Source organism: Sharpea porci (assembly GCF_009695655.1).
Classification (GTDB): Bacteria; Bacillota_I; Bacilli_A; order Erysipelotrichales; family Coprobacillaceae; genus Sharpea; species Sharpea porci.
In genome coordinates this window covers 14,519-31,746 of the sequence record NZ_VUNM01000029.1, presented here as the reverse complement: position 1 = coordinate 31,746, position 17,228 = coordinate 14,519, and the positions used below count along the sequence as shown (strand labels likewise).

Sequence of the window (17,228 nt, the reverse complement as noted above, 5' to 3'; positions counted from 1 at the left end):
GGCGCGGCGGGCACACCTGTACCCATCCCGAACACAGAAGTTAAGCGCCGCAGCGGCGACGATAGTGCGCAAGTGCGACAATAGCGCTCTGCCAGGTAGGCAAAGGACCGGAAGGTCCTTTTTCTTTGTCTCAAAAACACATTTAGTATTTTTATTATACGTGGTATGATATATAGGGTGATTCTATTTTTTTAATGGTGCGTAAGGAGGAAAACATGCGTATAGGTATTTTTACAGATACATATTTACCTGATATTAACGGTGTAGCGACATCTTCAAGTATTCTAGCCAAAGAATTAATCAAACATGGTCATGATGTCCTTATTGTAACAACTGAATTACCTGAAGGATCAACTTATCAAGACCAGGGGCTTGTCATTAGAGTGCCAGGTTTGGATTTGAAAAAGATATATGGTTATCGTCTAGCTTCTATTTATTCTTTTTCAGGAATGAAAGAAATTAAAGAGTTTGATCCCGAAATCATTCATATTCAAACAGAATTTGGTGTGGGTATATTTGGGAAGATTGTAGGTGAAATACTCGATATTCCTGTTTGTTATACATATCATACGATGTGGCGTGATTATAGTCATTATATCAGTCGTGGTATTGGTCCAGTAGATAGTGTGATGAAAAAGATTATTGAGAAGATTTCAAAAATCTACGGTAATAGCTGTGCGCAGTTAATAGTACCTTCCACAAAGACAAAGGCTGCTTTAGAAAGCTATGGTATTGATAACAATATTGCGGTTATTGCAACAGGCTTAGAACTCGATCGTTTTTATTGCAGGGATGAGAAAGCAATACAAGCTATTAAAGACAAATATCATCTTCAAGATAAATTTGTCATCACTTTCTTAGGAAGAGTGGCATATGAGAAAAGCATAGATTTTGTTTTAGAAAGTCTACAACAATTTCTTAAAGAAAATGATGATGCTGTTTTTATGGTCGTAGGCGATGGTCCGCAGTTAGATGAATTGAAGAAATATGTTAGAGATTTAGATTTAGAAGGTCATGTTGTCTTTACAGGTGCTAAAGAACCAAGTGAAGTTCCTAGTTTTTATCATGCAAGTTCTCTTTTTGTTTCTGCGAGTACAACTGAGACCCAGGGGCTGACCTACATCGAAGCGATGGCCTCAGGATTACCTGTTTTAGCACGTTATGACAAGAACTTAGAAGATGTTATTAAAAATGGGCAAAATGGCTATTTCTTTACGACAAAGGAAGAACTTTTAGAACTTGTTGAAAAGTTAAAAAATGGTGATTTAGAAGAGCTTTGTAAGAAAGCTCAAGAAGATAGTGAACGTTTTAGTGCAGAACGCTTTTATCAAAAGATTATAACTGTATATAATAAAGCTATTCACCATTACATCTATCGTTATATGATCAAACAGCTAGAGAAAATGGACGAAAAAAAATATCTTATGACTGTTGGCTATGATAGCCATGAAACAAAAGTTGCTGTTACAACAGACACAATGAAACGATATGGATTAGTGGTGGGACATGAGATCAATCGTGAAGAGCTTGATGCGCTTAGAGAACTTGAACAGTTTTCTCTTTGTTATCATCTTGGACTGAAATATTTAAGCTATCATGATTATCCAAGTGAGAAATTAAAGAAAAAGCTTCAAGCTAAGGGCTTTGAAGATATTGTTGTTGATCGAGCAATGGACCAATTTATGACTCGTGGTCTTGTTGATGATTATGATTATGCGGTGAATAAGATTCATCATTATTTGCGTCTAGGCTATGGTTTAAATCGCAGCGCAATGAATCTTAAAAAAGAGGGTATTCCAGCGAGTATCATTGATCAGGCATTGGATGAATTTACTAATGACATTGAAGTGGATCGAGCAGTTGCATTAGTTAAGAAGCTTTATAATGAAAATAATACAAGATCACCTTCAGCCCTAATAGCTTCTATTAAAAATAAACTCTTCAATAAAGGATTTAGCGAAGAGACTGTTAATGAAGCGATGAGTGCTATTCATATGGAATTTCCTCATGAGCGTACAAAACTCTTGCTTGAAAAGGAATATGATCGTGTATTTAGCCGTTATCAACGTAAGTTTAAAGGTAAACAATTAAAAAATAAATTGATTACTTTCTTAATCCAGAAAGGCTACAGCTATGATGATGTTGTGGAAGTCGTGGAGGAGAAGTGGAAAGAGGATGAAGAATGAAAATTAATGAAATGACGCCGGGTAATGACAATATAGAATTTGAAGCCATTATCGCAAAGGTTACTGTGGGAAAAACGAATGGTAATAATAAATCTAACTATCTTAATCTTGTCTTAGAGGACCAAACAGGAAGTATCGATGCAAAGCTATGGTCAGCAACCCCTCAGGATATTGAAAATTTTATTCAAGGAACGCTTGTAAAAGGAAAAGGCGATATTATTAAATATAATGGCAATCGTCAAATGAAAGTGAGCAAGCTAGCCAAGATCGATGCAACCGATCAACAAAAGATGGCTTTTATTCCATGTGCTCCTTTACCAGTTGATGAAATGATGGATTTTCTTGATACTCAAATCAATAAAATCAAAGAAAAAACATATCATGATATTGTTGTATCTATCATGAAGGATCATCGAGAAGCATTCAAGTATGCACCAGCCGCAAGTCATAATCATCATGAATTTGTATCAGGCTTACTTTATCATACCTATACAATGGTGAAATGTGGTCTGGCAATGTGTGATATTTATACTTCTCTTGACCAAGACTTATTGATTAGTGGAATTATACTTCATGATATTGGTAAGATACAGGAGTTAAGTGGCCCAATTGCCCCAGTCTATACACTAGAAGGCAATTTGTTAGGGCATATATCAATAGGGGCAGAACTTGTAAAGCGAAAGGCTGATGAATTGGGCTTTAAAGGTGAGAAAGTGACATTGTTGATTCATATGATCTTGAGTCATCATGGTGCTAAAGAGTATGGTTCACCTGTGTTACCAATGATTAAAGAAGCTGAAATATTATCTTTAATTGATAATATTGATGCAAGAATGAATATGTTTGAAAAGGCATTAGCGGAGACGGAAGAAGGAGAATATACAAAACGTATATTTGCCCTAGAAAATAGAAATATTTACAAACCAAAGAAGGCATAAAATATTGCCTTTTTTGCGTGTTTTCTTATAATGATATTTATGTTATACTAGATGGGTGTAGGAGGATACCTTAATATGGATAAAGTAAAAAAATGGTTTTTTGAAGAAGAAGACGAGGATGATGTCTTTGAAGAAGAACCTGTTGTAGAAAGTCAAGAAGCATCATCTGCACAAAAGTCATCATTGTTTGAAAAAGCAAAATCAAACCGTGCAAGTGAAGCCATTTCTAATTTAAATGCCAATAGTAATTTGGTTTTATTTGAACCAAGATCATATAGCGAAACACAGGATATTGCCTCTTATTTAAAGAATAAGAAGGCTGCTGTAGTCAACCTTCACCGTTTACAGAAAGAACAAAGTAAGCGTGTGATTGATTTCTTAAGTGGTGTGATCTATGCCATTGAGGGTGATATACAGCAAATTGGTCCAAAGATTTTCTTATGCACACCAAAGAATATTTCAGTTGCGGGTAGCATCAATTTAGATGATGATGAATCTGAAGTAGAATAGTGTTAGAACATTTTAAAGGTGACGAAGAACTCGTTAGTAAAATTCAAGATTATGGCTTACAGGCAGAAAGAGGAAAACTCATTCTTACTAAGTTTCTTAATCCTCATGAGCGAAAAATCGTTCACGATGTATTAGGGCACCAATTTGCTATATATGAAGAAGGTGGATTGGATGGAGCTGAGAATAAACGCGTTATTATTTGCCAAGATTATTATGACATCACACCAGAAGACTTTAAGATTAAAGTCTTTGTGATTGACTATAATGATCATTTTGGCAAGCTAACGCATCGTGATGTTCTTGGAGCATTAATGCATCTAGGTATAGATCGCAGTGTCATCGGTGATATTTGCGAAAAGCCGCTTGCAATGAGTGTATGCGAAGAAAACAGTGCCTACATTCAAATGAACTTGAATAAAATTAAACGTAGTCATATTCACCTAAGAGAGAATATGGGACGCTTAAGTGTCCAAATTGATTATACAACAAAGCGTTTCTATCTTTCGTCACTAAGACTTGATAAGGTAGTTGCGTCATTCTTTAAGCTTTCACGTACTAAAGCGCAGGAAGCAATTCTTCGTGGGGATGTGAAAGTAAATTATAAAGTCAATATGAATATCGCTTATTTACTTGTTGATGGAGATATGATTTCTTTAAGGCACTATGGCCGTGTCAAATTAAGTGACACAAAGAACATAACAAGAAATGAGAATCATATTGTCGATGCATTGTATTATAAATGAGGTGGATTCATTGGAAGGGAATTTTAAGAAAAAGGCTTTTGGTGGCTATGATATTGAAGAAGTAGATTTAGCCTTTACAAGCCTGAATAAGAAAATTGAAGATCAGGCACAACAAATTGCCTCGCTTAAAGAAGAATTGCAGCAGGTTAAAGAAGATAAAGCCATGCTTATTAATCAAACTGCAATTACAAAGCAAGCCAATGAAGAAATTGCAAGACTTGCTATTAAGGAAGCAAGTTCACTTATTGATAAAGCAAAGAAAAATGCCAATATGATTCTTAAAGAATCAATGGAATATGTCAAAGGCTTGGATCGTGAAGTGAATGGATTTAAGGATAGTGCTATTGACTTCAGGGCTCAAGTTGAGAAAATGAGCAAAGATTTATTGGAAACTATTGACAAATCCGAAATATTTAGTTTAATTAAGGAAGAAAATACGAAGAAAGAGACAGAAGATAAATAGGAGCTTAGAGAGAAGCCGTGGGTGGTGAAAACGGCAAAGTAAATATTATCTTGAATCACTCTGGAGTAGCGTCCTGAATTGAGTAGGGATCGCCGCAAGTCGCGTTAAGACAAAGAGGCATCTATTAAGATGTAAACTAAGGTGGTACCGCGTTTAAGACGTCCTTTTGGGATGTCTTTTTTATTTTTGAGAAAGGAATTAAGTGAAATGGATTACAAAAATACGTTATTAATGCCAAAAACAGACTTTGAAATGCGTGGCAAGCTCACAACAAAAGAACCAAAGATGCTCGAACGTTGGAATGAAGCTAATATGTATGAAAGAGTCGTAAAGATGAACGAAGGAAAAGAAGATTTTATCTTCCATGATGGCCCACCATATGCCAATGGTAATATGCATATTGGACATATGTTAAATAAAATCATCAAAGACACAATCGTACGTCAAAAGACTATGGAAGGTTACCATACACCTTATATTCCAGGTTGGGATACACATGGTCTTCCAATTGAAAATGCTATTCAGAAATTGGGCGTTGATCGTAAGAGTATGCCAATTGCTGAATTCAGAAAAAAGTGTTATGAGTATGCTTTAGCACAGGTGAAAAAGCAGATGGAACAGTGTATACGTGTTGGTACATTTGCGGATTACAAGCATCCTTATCTCACATTGATGAAAGAATTTGAAGCCCAGCAGATTAATGTCTTTGCTAAGATGGCTCTTGATGGGTTGATTTATAAAGGATTAAAACCTGTTTACTGGTCTCCATCTTCAGAATCAGCACTCGCTGAAGCAGAAGTTGAATATCATGATATCAAAGCGCCAACAATCTATGTTCGCTTTAAAGTAAAAGATGGCAAAGGCTTATTAAATGAAGACAATACTTATTTTGTCATCTGGACAACAACTCCTTGGACAATTCCTGCTGACCAGGCAATCTGCTTAAATCCAAACTTTACTTATGCTGTTGTTAAGACAGAAAAGGGCAATCTTATTGTTCTTGAAGAATTGATTGATAAGTTATGGGAAATCTTTGGCTTAAAGGAAAAAGAAGTCATTCAGCGTTTCTCAGGTAAAGAAGCTGAATATATTACATGTGTTCACCCACTTTATCCAGATCGTGAATCAGTTGTCATCTGTGGAGATCATGTAACGACAGAAAGTGGTACTGGTTGTGTCCATACAGCTTCCGGCTTTGGTGAAGATGACTTTAATATCTGCCGTAAATATAATATTCCTGTCTATGTCAATGTTGATGAACATGGCCGTATGATGGAAGACTGTGGTGAATGGCTTGCTGGTCAGTATGTTGATGATGCGAATAAGACTGTGACTAATCGTCTTGATGAACAGGGTGACTTGTTGAACTTAACTTGGATCACACACTCATACCCACATGACTGGCGTACAAAGAAGCCAATTATCTTTAGAGCAACTGATCAGTGGTTCTGTTCAATTGACAAGATCAGAGATAAGCTTCTTAATGAAATTGATAAAGTTCATTGGGTCAATGAATGGGGACATATCAGAATCTACAACATGATCAAAGATCGTGGTGATTGGTGTATTTCTAGACAGAGAACTTGGGGTGTTCCAATTCCTATCTTCTACTGTGAAGATGGTACTCCAGTTATGGATAAGGCTGTCTTTGACCATATTTCAGAACTCTTTAGACAATATGGCTCAAATGTATGGTTTGAAAGAGACGAAAAGGATTTATTACCAGAAGGTTATACAAATGAACATTCACCAAATGGTATTTTTAAGAAAGAAAAGGATATCATGGATGTATGGTTTGACTCGGGCTCATCACATACAGGTGTCTTAATTGAAAGAGGTTATCGTTACCCAGCAGATCTTTATTTCGAAGGTAGTGACCAGTATCGTGGTTGGTTCAACTCTTCATTAATTATCGGTACTGCTGTACATGGTAAGGCCCCATATAAAGAAGTGCTTTCCCATGGTTTCGTTCTTGATGGCAAGGGCAACAAGATGTCTAAGTCATTAGGCAATACAGTTGATCCTATTAAGGTTGTTAACCAGTATGGTGCTGATATCTTAAGATTATGGGCTACAACATGTGATTATCAGTCAGATGTTAGAATCAGTGATGAAATCATGAAGGGTGTTTCAGATTCTTACCGTAAGATTAGAAATACTGTTCGTTTCATGCTTGGTAACCTCAATGGCTTTACTGAAGATGATTTAGTTGATGTCAACGAATTAGAAGATGTTGATAAGTATATGCTTGTTGAATTGAATAAGGTCATGGAAGGACATCGTAAGTACATGGATGCTTATGACTTCCCACAGGCTAACCAGCTTGTCTTAAATTTCTTAACAAATAACATGTCTTCATTCTATATGGACTTCACAAAGGATATCTTATATTGTAATGAAGAAAATGATCCACGTAGAAGAAAAGTCCAGACTGTCCTTTACTATTCAGCAAAGACAATCATGAAACTTATGAGTCCTGTTCTTGTCTTCACGACAGAAGAAATGCATGATCATTTCTATTGTGATAATGAAAAAGAAGAATCTATCTTCTTAGAACCAGCTCCAGAATTGCTTGATATTACTGATGGTGACGCTATTGCTGAAAAATTCAATAAGTTCATGGATTTACGTAGTGATGTTATGAAGGCTCTTGAAGAATTACGTAATAATAAGGAAATCAAGAGTAATATGGAAGCTAAGGTTGTCTTATCACTTAAGGATGAATACAAGGATCTCTTAGATTTAAAAGATCAATTTAATACATTATTCATTACTGCGAAGGTTGAAGTGACTGATGAGAATAAAGGCTTAACAGAATACGATAGCGCCTATGTCAAGGCTGAAAAGTTTGAAGGCGATCAGTGTCCACGTTGCTGGAACAGATTTGATCATGGCACATTAAATAGTGATGGCTTATGTCCACGTTGTAGTGCGGCTGTAAAGAAAATCACAGTAAAATAAAATAAAGGGTTCTTATGAACCCTTTCTACTTTTAGGAGTATTTATGAAGAAATTATTGACAGTTCTTCTTACCTTAATACTAATGGCCCCTGTTACTTTAGTGCATGGCGAAGATTTGCAGCTGCATTCACAATATGCCTATGCCTATGATGGTACAAGTGGTCAAGTTCTCTATGACAAAGCAGGAAATGAAAAAATGTTCCCGGCGAGTATGACGAAGGTGATGACTGTTTATACGGCATTACAGAAAATCAAAAATCTTGATGAAAAAATTACTGTTGTCAATACGGATGTTGATCAATGGTGGGCAAAAGGAGCATCGATAGCAAATCTTGAAGTTGGCATGACTCCGACATATCGTGACCTGCTTTATGGGGCACTTTATCCTAGTGGTGCTGATGCATGTTATATTCTTGCGACAAGAACTTATGGCAGTGAGGAAGCCTTTATTAAAGGGATGAATGAGAATGCCAAGAAATTAGGTATGGATCACACCCATTTCACAAATGTTGTGGGATTACATGATGAAAATCACTATTCCACATGTCATGATATGGCTTTAGGATTAGCAGCTGCTTACAAGATGCCAGCCTTCAAAGAAGTCTTCAATGGTCGCCGTTATCATGCAACGGTCAATTTATGGTATTTCTCTGTCTTGACAAAGATTGAAAACAAATATCATGTTTCTGCACCGCTTATTCTAGGTGCTAAGAGCGGTTATACAAACCAGGCACAGCATTGTCTTGCGAGTGCGATGGCGCTAGGGAATCATGATGTCTTTATCGTGACAGGACATGCTCAAAGTGATGGAACAGGTGGCGTTGCCGTTCAGGATGCTAATACAATATCGCAATATCTCAACAACACAAAGAAAATAGTAACTCTTGTTCATCAGGGGGATGTTGTCAAGAAATTGCGCGTTTGTAATGCGAAATTGACCTCAAAGACATTGACTGCCAAGTCAGATGTATCGGTTGTTGTCGATAAGACGGTTGCGGATACGGATGTGAAAGTGAGCTGGGATGGACCTGATAGCATTAGTGCACCCTATGAAAAAGGTAAACCCATTGGTAAACAAGTGATTTCTGTTCATGGTGAGAAATTAAGTGAAGTCTCTTATAAGAATGACAAAGAGATTAAGCTTGCGATAAAGTCGACAGTTGAAGAACATCGCATTCCTCTTATCATTATCGCAATTGTGATGGCTTTGATACTGATGATTCATCATCGCAATAAGAAAATCAGAAGAAGAAAAGCTAGAAGAAAAAGACAAGCAAAAAGAAGCTAGAAAACCTAGCTTCTTTATTTTTTCTCGACCTGACGATCAATAAGATATCCTATTAATCGAAGCAAAATAATGATAAATAAATCAATGACAATAATCACTTGCCAGTTACCCATAAAAACAGAAATAACAGCTAAGATAAAGGAAAGAATAAACCCAATTGTCGTTAAAAAATCCATATATTTATGTTCTTTTAAGCCCATATTTTCACCCCATATTTTGATTATAGCATCTTTTAAAATTTTCTCAATATGCTACAATATGACATGTAAGCACTTAATAAGAAGGAGTTTTTTTATGATTGGAGTAAGTCGTTGCTTATGCGGAGATTGTTGTTCATACCGTGGCGACAGCAATTTAAGGGAACGTTTTCAACTGATGGATAAAGAAGGCAAGGTTGTCAAGATCTGTCCAGAGGTGATGGGCGGTTTACCAACCCCAAGGGTGCCTGCAGAAATTGTCAGTGAAATGCCTTTGACGGTCATGACAAAGGATGGTCGTGATGTTACACAGGAATTTGTGATGGGAGCAAGAGTAGCTCTTGCGATACTCAAAATGCATCATATTAAAACAGTTGTTTTGAAAAGTCGTTCACCTAGCTGTGGCTGTGGTACCATCTATGATGGAACCTTTTCATCAACGGTAATCAATGGCAATGGTGTATTTGCAAGAATGTGCCTGAAAGAAGGCATCACTGTTTATAATGAAGATAATTATGTGGAGGATATTTAAATGGGTCATATTTTAAGAATGCAACCAGTTTTACATGAGAAAATCTGGGGAGGCAGTGCATTACATGATGTCTATGGCTATGAAATTCCTAGTGATCATACTGGTGAGGCATGGGTAATTTCAGCTCATCCAAATGGCGATTGTAAGATTGCTGAAGGAGAATTTAAAGGTCAGTACTTAAGTGAAGTCTATGCAAGTCATCGTGAACTTTTTGGCAATATCGATGCTCCAAAGTTCCCACTTATGGTCAAGATTCTTGATGCCAATAAGGATCTCAGTGTCCAGGTTCATCCTGATGATGAATATGCTGCAAAGCATGAAAACTCATTAGGTAAGACTGAATGTTGGTATGTACTAGGTGCTAAAGAGAATACCAAAATGGTTATGGGGCATCACGCTAAGACGAAGGAAGAACTCAAGGACATGATTGAAAGGGATGATTATGAAGATCTTCTTAATGTCATCACTATCAATAAAGGCGATTTCTTCTATATTCCAGCAGGTACTTTACATGCGATTTGTGCTGGTTCATTAATCTATGAAGCCCAGCAAAGTAGTGATATTACTTATCGTGTCTATGATTATCATCGTAAAGGTGATGATGGAAAAGAACGTGAGTTACATGTTCAACAGTCCATTGATGTCACAAATTGTCCTGGAGAACTTGATCAGGAAACAATCTTTGTCAATGAAAAGCTAGATAAGGGGATGCGTACACATTATCTTCATGCCAAATATTTAAGTGTCTATGGTTATAAGATTTATGGGGAATGCATTGTACCAATGGATACTCCTTTTGCCTTAATCACTTGTATTGATGGTCAAGGCACACTTAATGATCTTCCTTGTAAGAAAGGTGATAACTTTGTTGTTTGTAGTGATGTTGAAGAAATAGTATTTGATGGTGGCATGGATTTAATGGTCACAACATTATAGGAGTATAACGATGAAAGATGTTTATCAGGAAGCTTTAAAATTACATGAAGAACACGAAGGCAAGATTGAAGTAGGGTTGAAAGTGGCCTGTGAGAATGCTGAAGATCTCTCGCTGGCTTATACACCAGGTGTTGCAGAGCCTTGTCGAAAAATTGCTGAAAATAAAGATGATGTTTATAAATATACTTGGAAGTCACATTCTGTTGCGGTTGTAAGCGATGGGACTGCCGTTCTTGGCTTAGGTGATATTGGACCTGAAGCTGCTCTTCCTGTCATGGAAGGTAAAGCTTTGTTGTTTAAGCGTTTTGCCGGTATTGATGCCATTCCTCTTTGTCTTGATACAAAAGATCCTGATGAGATTGTGGAGATTGTCAAAAAGATTGCTCCAACGTTTGGTGGTATCAATCTAGAAGATATCAGTGCGCCAAGATGTGTTGAAATTGAAAGACGTTTAATCAATGAATGTTCTATTCCTGTCTTCCATGATGACCAGCATGGGACAGCTATCGTTCTAACAAGTGCTTTAATGAATGCCTTAAAGGTTGTCAATAAGAAGCCGGAAGAAATTAAGGTTGTTATTTCAGGAACAGGAGCAGCTGGATCTTCAATCATTAAGATGATTCATCGTCTTGGTGTTAAGAATATCTATGCTTTCAATATTAATGGAATCGTCATTAAAGATGATTATGATCAGTATGATTTCTTAGTCAAAGAACTCACTGAAATCACAAATCCTGATAATAAGCGTATGACACTCAAGGAAGCAATGGTTGGTGCTGATGTCTTTATTGGTGTCTCAGCGCCTAAACTCGTCACAAAAGAAATGGTTGAAAGTATGAATGAAGGCAATATTGTCTTCCCAATGGCCAACCCAGAACCAGAAATCACCTATGATTTGGCTAAAGAGGCAGGGGCTACAATTGTTGGTACAGGACGTTCTGACTTCCCTAACCAGATTAATAATGTACTCGCTTTCCCTGGTTTATTCAAAGGGGCATTAAGTGTTCGTGCCACAAAGATTACTGAAGGTATGAAGCTTGCAGCAGCTAAGGGACTAGCAAGTCTTGTTGATGAAAGTGAATTGAATGCAGATCATATCATTGTTTCTGCCTTTGATCCAAGAGTGGCTGATACAGTTGCTCAAGCGGTTGCTAATGAGGCAATAAAGGAGGGTGTTATTAGTGATTAAGGGACATGTTATTCATTGCAATATCAATGTTACAAATTTAGAAAAGAGCCTGGCTTTCTATAAGGAAGCATTGGGCTTAGAAGAGAAAAGAAGAAAAGTGGCTAGTGATGGCAGTTTCATTCTTGTTTATATTGGTAATGATCTAGATGATTTTGAAATAGAGCTGACTTGGCTTAAGGATCATCCCCAGGCTTATGAATTAGGCGAGAATGAATCCCATATTGCCTTTGAAGTAGAAGATATGCAAAAAGCACATGCACACCATGAACAAATGGGATGCATATGCTTTGAAAACCCAGCAATGGGCATTTATTTCATCCATGATCCAGATGATTACTGGTTAGAAGTATTGCCTAAAAAGTAAAATAATCATGATCAGGATAAAGGAGGGCTGCTGAAAGATTCAGCGACTCTTTTTTTAGTTTCTCACTTATTTCATAATGCCCGAAATAGTGAATAGGCATGATATACTTGGCTTTTACATTCTGGTCAAATTCTCTTAAGCCATCAATATAATGTTCATCAAGACGCATATCAACAGGGATAAAAGCTATATCAAAATGATCTTTGCTAATATAGCTTAATTCTTTGAGGTAAGTATCGTGCTGATAGATGTTATCGAGGTGATCTTGTTCGTTGTCTTCCTGCCAATGCCAATCATTTAAATCACCAGCAAAATAAATCTTCTTGTCTTCAACTTCAACAATAAAGGCAACACCTTGATCAGTTGAAAAGAGGGTCTTGATATGAAGATCATCAATATCTAAAGACTCATGAGGCCCCATCATGAAAGCATCTTGTTGGGGCTTTATGTCATTGGAAAGAATATATTTCTTTTTTGGATGCTTGATATTAAAGATGGCAGGGGCGTAATGGTCTGAGTGGGCATGGGAATTGAAGATGTAGAGAGGTTTATTTGTTTTTAAGTTGAGATGTCCTTGGCCAAAATAGTCAAAAAGTAATAGATGCTTCTTAAGTTCTACAAGGACACTACTATGTGTTATTAATTGTACTTTCATAGAAAAAAAGAATAGCTTAGGGCTATTCTTCCTCACTTCCATCGTCGTAATTAGCAACGTTATGATAAACCTGGTCAACATCTTCAGCATCATTAAGAAGGTTCATGAGTCTTTCAAACATTTCCATGTCTGCACCTTCAAGTTCAACTGTTTCAGTTGGTGTTGTCTGGATTTCATCGACATCAAAATCTACATCTGGTAACTTTGACTGAATAGCTAATTTGATATTGTTGTAGTCCGTTGGTTCACCAACAATCTTTACTGATCCATCTTCAAGTGTAGTAATATCTTCAGCATCAACCGCATTTTCAATTAATGCATCCAAAGCTTCTTCTTCACTTAAGCCTTTGAATTGAACAACCGCTTTAACATTATATAAGTAAGAAACAGAACCTTCAGCACCAAGCTTAGACTTTGCTTTTGTGAAAGCAGGTCTTACCTGTGAAATTGTTCTATTTGTGTTATCTGTTAAGCATTTTACAATTAAAGTTGATCCACCAGGACCAAAGCCTTCAAACTGTAATTCTTTATAGTCTTCACCAGCACCATTCTTAACCTTGTCAATCGCATTATTGATAACGTGAGAAGGAACCTGGTCTTTTTTTGCTTTACTGATGATAGCTCTTAATGATAAGTTAGCGTCTGGGTCAGGACCACCAGTTTTAGCAGCCTGATAAATTTCTTTTCCGTAGAAAGAATATAGCTTTGTTTTCTTTGCAGCAGTTGCAGCCATAGATGCTGCACGCACTTCATGAGCTCTACCCATTATTTTTCCTCCTAATAAATATTTTACAAAAATTACGTACCAATTATATCATTTCATCCGATGAATTCAATATTAAATTGCAATAAGGCATTAAATGCCTTACTATTGAGTTATGAAAAGAATAATAATTATAGGTGCAGGGGCCAGTGGGCTTTTTTGCGCAATCAAATGTAAAGAACTTATACATAATGTGGATGTTATTGTGCTTGAAGCCAATAAACAGCCTCTCAAAAAACTCTTAGCGACAGGCAATGGACGTTGTAATCTTTCCAATAAGTCTTTGTCCTTTGATCAATATAATGGTGAAATCACAAAGTCCATTCAAGATATCATTAGTCAATTTGATGACCAAAAAGAATTCTTAGCAGAAGGCTTGTTGACAAAATGGATGGGAAACTTGCTTTATCCAGCAAGTGAACAGGCAAAAAGTGTTGCTGAAGTTTTATTGGATCGAGCCCATTATTTAGGTCTATCGATCTTAACTGAACAAACAGTCATAAGTGTTAAGCCAAATAGTCAAGGCTATAAAGTTATCTGCGAACATGCAAATTATGAGGCTGATTTTGTCATCATGGCAATGGGCAGTCAGGCAGGTCTTCTTTCAACAGAAAACAATCGTCAAAAGATTATTGGTGACTTATTGCCGATGGTGCCTTTTAAGGAAAGTCTGACACAAATGTATACATCTCCAGTCTTGAAAAGTCTGAAAGGAGTACGTGTTAAGGCTGATGTTCAACTGATGGATGGAGATGAACTTTTATCTTGTGAAAAGGGTGAATTGCTTTTTACAGACTATGGTGTCAGTGGTATTTGTGTAATGCAGCTTTCACGTTTCTATAAACCAGGTTGTCATTTAGAAATAGACATGATGCCTACCTTTACAGAAGAAGAGCTAGCAGCTATTGTCAATGCATCTCCACTCACCCACCCGTTAACGGGACTCGTCAATACCAAAATAGAACAATATCTATCCAAGAATAAAGATCCGCTTAAAACACTTAAAAACCTGAAACTGTCTGTAACAGGTTTACGTGACTATAAGACAAGTCAGGTGATGCAGGGTGGTGTAGTCGTACGCGCGCTTACAGAGAATCTTGAAAGCAAGCGTCATGCAGGACTCTTTGTGATTGGAGAATTATTAAATGTAACAGGAAATTGTGGTGGCTACAATCTTCATTTTGCTTTTGCATCCGCAAAGCATGTCGCTTGTGCCATAGAAGGGATTATCAATGCTTAAAATAACGAATGTCAATGTAAGATTAGGAGAAACAGATTATGCATCCGTCATCTCCAATGAACTCAACATACCAAAAAGACATATTAAAAATATAAAAATACTGAGAAAATCCATTGATGCAAGACGTAAAAAAGTACATTTCATCATGAGTTTTGCCTTTTCTTCAAATCATGAAGAAAAGCTGCTCAAGAGTCATAAGAATCTATCCATTTATAAGCCTTATGAATACAACTATCTTCCAGCTACCAATGATCATGTCATTGTTGTAGGAAGTGGACCGGCTGGCTTATTTTGCGCCTATGTGCTTGCTCATGCAGGCAACAAAGTGACAGTGATTGAAAGAGGAAGCAAGATAGAAAAACGTGTTGGTGATGTGGATCGTTTAATGCGTGAAGGTGTTCTCAATGAAAAAGATAATATTGCCTTTGGTGAAGGTGGGGCAGGTACCTTCTCGGATGGCAAGCTGACAACAGGGACGAAAAATCCACGTATTCGTTATGTCCTTGATACGTTCTTAGCGCATGGGGCGCCTTTAGAAATTGGCTATGATGCCTTGCCTCATATTGGTACGGACCGTCTAAGAGCAGTGATTATCAATATGCGTAAAGAACTTGAAAGCTTAGGAACTACGTTCATGTTTGATACAAAATTTGTTGATTTCTATGAACAAGATGATAAGCATATAGCAGTCGTTGAAAATGCTGAAGGAAGATCAGAACTGACATGTGATGTCCTTGTTCTTGCTTTAGGCCATAGTGCCCGTGATACTTATCGTATGCTTGATCAAAAGCTTGAAATCGAGCCAAAGAGCTTTGCGGTAGGTGTGCGTATCGAGCAGCTTCAATCAACAATCAACAAGCTGCAATATAAGCAGGATGCATCATCGCCCTACCTTCAAGCAGCACCTTATAAACTCGCTGTGAAGACAAGTGAAGGAAGGGGCGTTTATACTTTCTGCATGTGTCCAGGTGGTGTCGTTGTTCCTTCAACAGAGAAAGAGGGCTATCTTTGTGTCAATGGCATGAGCTATTATGCTCGTGATAAGGCTAATGCTAACAGTGCGATTCTCGTTCAAGTGAATCCTGAAGATTTTCCTGAAGGCAGTCTAGGTGGTATTGCTTTCCAGGAAGACATTGAGAAGAAAGCCTATCAGCTAGGTGGACATAATCTTAAGGCACCAGTACAGAAGGTTGTTGATTACTATTGTCATAAAAAGAGTGAAGAACTAGGCAAGGTTAAACCAAGTTATATGCCTGGTACTGTTTTAGAAGATATCAATGAAGTCTTCCCAGAATACATTAATCGTAATCTTAAGGAAGGCCTTCAATTAATGAATGAAAAAATGCCTGGTTTTATTGATGATGATACAATTATTACTGCTGTTGAATCGCGTTCATCAGCCCCTATTCGGATACTAAGAAATCAAGATATGACAGCAACACATTTTAACTGGGTTTATCCATTAGGAGAGGGCGCTGGTTATAGTGGTGGTATTATGAGTAGTGCTGTTGATGGCATTAGAGGTGCGGAAGCTATTCTTAAAAGAAATGAGGAATGAGTATGAGTCTTATTACATTTAAGAATGTTGTTAAAGAGTATTATATGGGTGAAGCTGTGATTAAGGCCAATGATGGTGTTGATTTCACTATTGAAGAAGGGAAGTTTGTCGTTATTGTTGGGGCAAGTGGCGCTGGCAAGACAACTGTGCTGAATATGCTTGGAGGCATGGATCAGCCTACAAGGGGCAAGATTCTTGTTGATGGTGAAAATATTGCGGCTTTTAATGAAAACCAATTAACAGAATATCGTCGTAATGACATAGGCTTTGTTTTTCAGTTCTATAACCTTGTCATGAATTTAACAGCACTTGAAAATGTTGAACTCGCAACGCAGATTTCCCAAAAGCCACTTGTTCCCCAGGATATTCTCGAGCGCGTTGGTCTTGCAGATAGGGCAAATAATTTTCCTTCCCAGTTGTCAGGAGGAGAGCAACAAAGAGTTGCCATCGCCCGTGCTATTGCGAAAAATCCAAAATTGCTTCTTTGTGATGAGCCGACGGGTGCACTTGATTACCAGACAGGCAAAGCAATCTTACAATTGCTGCGGGAAATGTGTGATGATTATCATATGACAGTTGTAGTCATTACACATAATTTAGAGATTGCAAAAATGGCTGATCAGGTCATACGTCTTAAAAATGGTAAAGTTATAGACCAATATGTCAACAAGACACCTTTACCAGTCAGCCAGATTGAATGGTAAG

General features: G+C 37.3%; 17 protein-coding genes, 1 rRNA gene and 1 other annotated feature. Of the genes, 15 read left to right on the top strand and 3 right to left on the bottom strand.

Going from position 1 to position 17,228, the window contains the following annotated elements; genetic code table 11:
- The 8 genes from rrf to FYJ79_RS10280 form a co-directional block, all read left to right on the top strand.
- Positions 1-97: ribosomal RNA gene (gene rrf / locus FYJ79_RS10315) — 5S ribosomal RNA — on the top strand; the annotation flags it as partial.
- Positions 98-215: 118 nt separating this feature from the next.
- Positions 216-2,186, top strand: coding sequence for a glycosyltransferase (locus FYJ79_RS10310; RefSeq protein WP_154517899.1), 1,971 nt, complete (start codon positions 216-218; stop codon positions 2,184-2,186).
- Positions 2,183-3,124 (top strand): 3'-5' exoribonuclease YhaM family protein, encoded by a 942-nt coding sequence (locus FYJ79_RS10305; protein ID WP_154517896.1) that lies wholly within the window; start codon positions 2,183-2,185, stop codon positions 3,122-3,124. Before FYJ79_RS10310 ends, FYJ79_RS10305 begins: the two co-directional genes overlap by 4 nt.
- A 75-nt stretch (positions 3,125-3,199) precedes the next feature.
- Positions 3,200-3,634 (top strand): cell division protein SepF, encoded by a 435-nt coding sequence (locus FYJ79_RS10300; protein WP_154517893.1) that lies wholly within the window; start codon positions 3,200-3,202, stop codon positions 3,632-3,634.
- A complete protein-coding gene (locus tag FYJ79_RS10295) occupies positions 3,634-4,377 on the top strand; it encodes a YlmH family RNA-binding protein (protein WP_277636926.1) in 744 nt (247 codons plus the stop codon). The genes FYJ79_RS10300 and FYJ79_RS10295 overlap by 1 nt, the downstream gene beginning before the upstream one ends.
- A gap of 10 nt (positions 4,378-4,387) precedes the next feature.
- Positions 4,388-4,840 (top strand): DivIVA domain-containing protein, encoded by a 453-nt coding sequence (locus FYJ79_RS10290; protein ID WP_229771454.1) that lies wholly within the window; start codon positions 4,388-4,390, stop codon positions 4,838-4,840.
- Positions 4,808-5,009 (top strand) — a binding site (T-box leader). Its footprint overlaps the gene before it by 33 nt.
- Positions 5,010-5,047: 38 nt before the next feature.
- A complete protein-coding gene (ileS, locus tag FYJ79_RS10285) occupies positions 5,048-7,801 on the top strand; it encodes an isoleucine--tRNA ligase (RefSeq protein ID WP_154517887.1) in 2,754 nt (917 codons plus the stop codon).
- A gap of 43 nt (positions 7,802-7,844) precedes the next feature.
- Positions 7,845-9,089, top strand: a complete 1,245-nt coding sequence (locus tag FYJ79_RS10280) for a serine hydrolase (protein WP_154517884.1) — start codon at positions 7,845-7,847, stop codon at positions 9,087-9,089.
- 14 nt (positions 9,090-9,103) lie between these two features.
- On the opposite strand, the gene FYJ79_RS10275 is transcribed toward FYJ79_RS10280, so the two are convergent.
- Entirely contained in the window at positions 9,104-9,289 is a 186-nt protein-coding gene (locus tag FYJ79_RS10275) for a hypothetical protein (RefSeq protein WP_154517881.1), read from the bottom strand.
- 94 nt (positions 9,290-9,383) lie between these two features.
- Here FYJ79_RS10275 and FYJ79_RS12450 point away from each other — a divergent pair, with 94 nt between their 5' ends.
- From FYJ79_RS12450 to FYJ79_RS10260, 4 genes are read left to right on the top strand one after another with little or no spacing between them, the layout of a single operon-like run.
- Entirely contained in the window at positions 9,384-9,818 is a 435-nt protein-coding gene (locus FYJ79_RS12450; RefSeq protein ID WP_195837075.1) for a DUF523 domain-containing protein, read from the top strand.
- Complete coding sequence (locus FYJ79_RS10270; protein WP_195837074.1) at positions 9,819-10,754, top strand: type I phosphomannose isomerase catalytic subunit; 936 nt, start codon at positions 9,819-9,821, stop codon at positions 10,752-10,754. It abuts the gene before it with no gap.
- A gap of 10 nt (positions 10,755-10,764) precedes the next feature.
- Positions 10,765-11,943, top strand: a complete 1,179-nt coding sequence (locus FYJ79_RS10265) for an NAD(P)-dependent malic enzyme (RefSeq protein ID WP_154517878.1) — start codon at positions 10,765-10,767, stop codon at positions 11,941-11,943.
- Positions 11,939-12,307: a VOC family protein gene (locus tag FYJ79_RS10260; protein WP_277636959.1), complete on the top strand. Its 369-nt coding sequence runs from the start codon at positions 11,939-11,941 to the stop codon at positions 12,305-12,307. The genes FYJ79_RS10265 and FYJ79_RS10260 overlap by 5 nt, the downstream gene beginning before the upstream one ends.
- Here the strand turns inward: FYJ79_RS10260 and FYJ79_RS10255 are convergent.
- Both FYJ79_RS10255 and FYJ79_RS10250 read right to left on the bottom strand, forming a co-directional pair.
- On the bottom strand, positions 12,297-12,962 hold the full coding sequence (locus FYJ79_RS10255) for an MBL fold metallo-hydrolase (RefSeq protein WP_154517875.1): 666 nt from the start codon (positions 12,960-12,962) through the stop codon (positions 12,297-12,299). The genes FYJ79_RS10260 and FYJ79_RS10255 overlap by 11 nt on opposite strands.
- A gap of 22 nt (positions 12,963-12,984) precedes the next feature.
- Positions 12,985-13,728 carry a YebC/PmpR family DNA-binding transcriptional regulator gene (locus tag FYJ79_RS10250; protein ID WP_154517872.1) on the bottom strand — a complete coding sequence of 248 codons (744 nt, stop codon included), beginning with the start codon at positions 13,726-13,728 and terminating at the stop codon, positions 12,985-12,987.
- Positions 13,729-13,840: 112 nt separating this feature from the next.
- Between FYJ79_RS10250 and FYJ79_RS10245 the strand changes: the two genes are divergently transcribed.
- From FYJ79_RS10245 to FYJ79_RS10235, 3 genes are read left to right on the top strand one after another with little or no spacing between them, the layout of a single operon-like run.
- A complete protein-coding gene (locus FYJ79_RS10245; RefSeq protein ID WP_154517869.1) occupies positions 13,841-14,965 on the top strand; it encodes an aminoacetone oxidase family FAD-binding enzyme in 1,125 nt (374 codons plus the stop codon).
- Positions 14,958-16,523, top strand: coding sequence for an NAD(P)/FAD-dependent oxidoreductase (locus FYJ79_RS10240; RefSeq protein ID WP_154517866.1), 1,566 nt, complete (start codon positions 14,958-14,960; stop codon positions 16,521-16,523). The genes FYJ79_RS10245 and FYJ79_RS10240 overlap by 8 nt, the downstream gene beginning before the upstream one ends.
- Positions 16,524-16,525: 2 nt before the next feature.
- A complete protein-coding gene (locus FYJ79_RS10235) occupies positions 16,526-17,227 on the top strand; it encodes an ABC transporter ATP-binding protein (RefSeq protein ID WP_154517863.1) in 702 nt (233 codons plus the stop codon).
- Position 17,228: the final 1 nt, after the last annotated feature.

What these genes read in the sequence shown, in the direction of transcription:
- FYJ79_RS10310 (WP_154517899.1), top strand. Translation starts at nt 216, where the DNA reads ATGCGTATAGGTATTTTTACAGATACATATTTACCTGATATTAACGGT.
- FYJ79_RS10235 (WP_154517863.1), top strand. Translation starts at nt 16,526, where the DNA reads ATGAGTCTTATTACATTTAAGAATGTTGTTAAAGAGTATTATATGGGT.
- FYJ79_RS10270 (WP_195837074.1), top strand. Translation starts at nt 9,819, where the DNA reads ATGGGTCATATTTTAAGAATGCAACCAGTTTTACATGAGAAAATCTGG.
- FYJ79_RS10265 (WP_154517878.1), top strand. Translation starts at nt 10,765, where the DNA reads ATGAAAGATGTTTATCAGGAAGCTTTAAAATTACATGAAGAACACGAA.
- FYJ79_RS10305 (WP_154517896.1), top strand. Translation starts at nt 2,183, where the DNA reads ATGAAAATTAATGAAATGACGCCGGGTAATGACAATATAGAATTTGAA.
- FYJ79_RS10275 (WP_154517881.1), bottom strand. Translation starts at nt 9,289, where the DNA reads ATGGGCTTAAAAGAACATAAATATATGGATTTTTTAACGACAATTGGG.
- FYJ79_RS12450 (WP_195837075.1), top strand. Translation starts at nt 9,384, where the DNA reads ATGATTGGAGTAAGTCGTTGCTTATGCGGAGATTGTTGTTCATACCGT.
- FYJ79_RS10250 (WP_154517872.1), bottom strand. Translation starts at nt 13,728, where the DNA reads ATGGGTAGAGCTCATGAAGTGCGTGCAGCATCTATGGCTGCAACTGCT.
- ileS (WP_154517887.1), top strand. Translation starts at nt 5,048, where the DNA reads ATGGATTACAAAAATACGTTATTAATGCCAAAAACAGACTTTGAAATG.
- FYJ79_RS10300 (WP_154517893.1), top strand. Translation starts at nt 3,200, where the DNA reads ATGGATAAAGTAAAAAAATGGTTTTTTGAAGAAGAAGACGAGGATGAT.
- FYJ79_RS10245 (WP_154517869.1), top strand. Translation starts at nt 13,841, where the DNA reads ATGAAAAGAATAATAATTATAGGTGCAGGGGCCAGTGGGCTTTTTTGC.
- FYJ79_RS10280 (WP_154517884.1), top strand. Translation starts at nt 7,845, where the DNA reads ATGAAGAAATTATTGACAGTTCTTCTTACCTTAATACTAATGGCCCCT.
- FYJ79_RS10240 (WP_154517866.1), top strand. Translation starts at nt 14,958, where the DNA reads ATGCTTAAAATAACGAATGTCAATGTAAGATTAGGAGAAACAGATTAT.
- FYJ79_RS10255 (WP_154517875.1), bottom strand. Translation starts at nt 12,962, where the DNA reads ATGAAAGTACAATTAATAACACATAGTAGTGTCCTTGTAGAACTTAAG.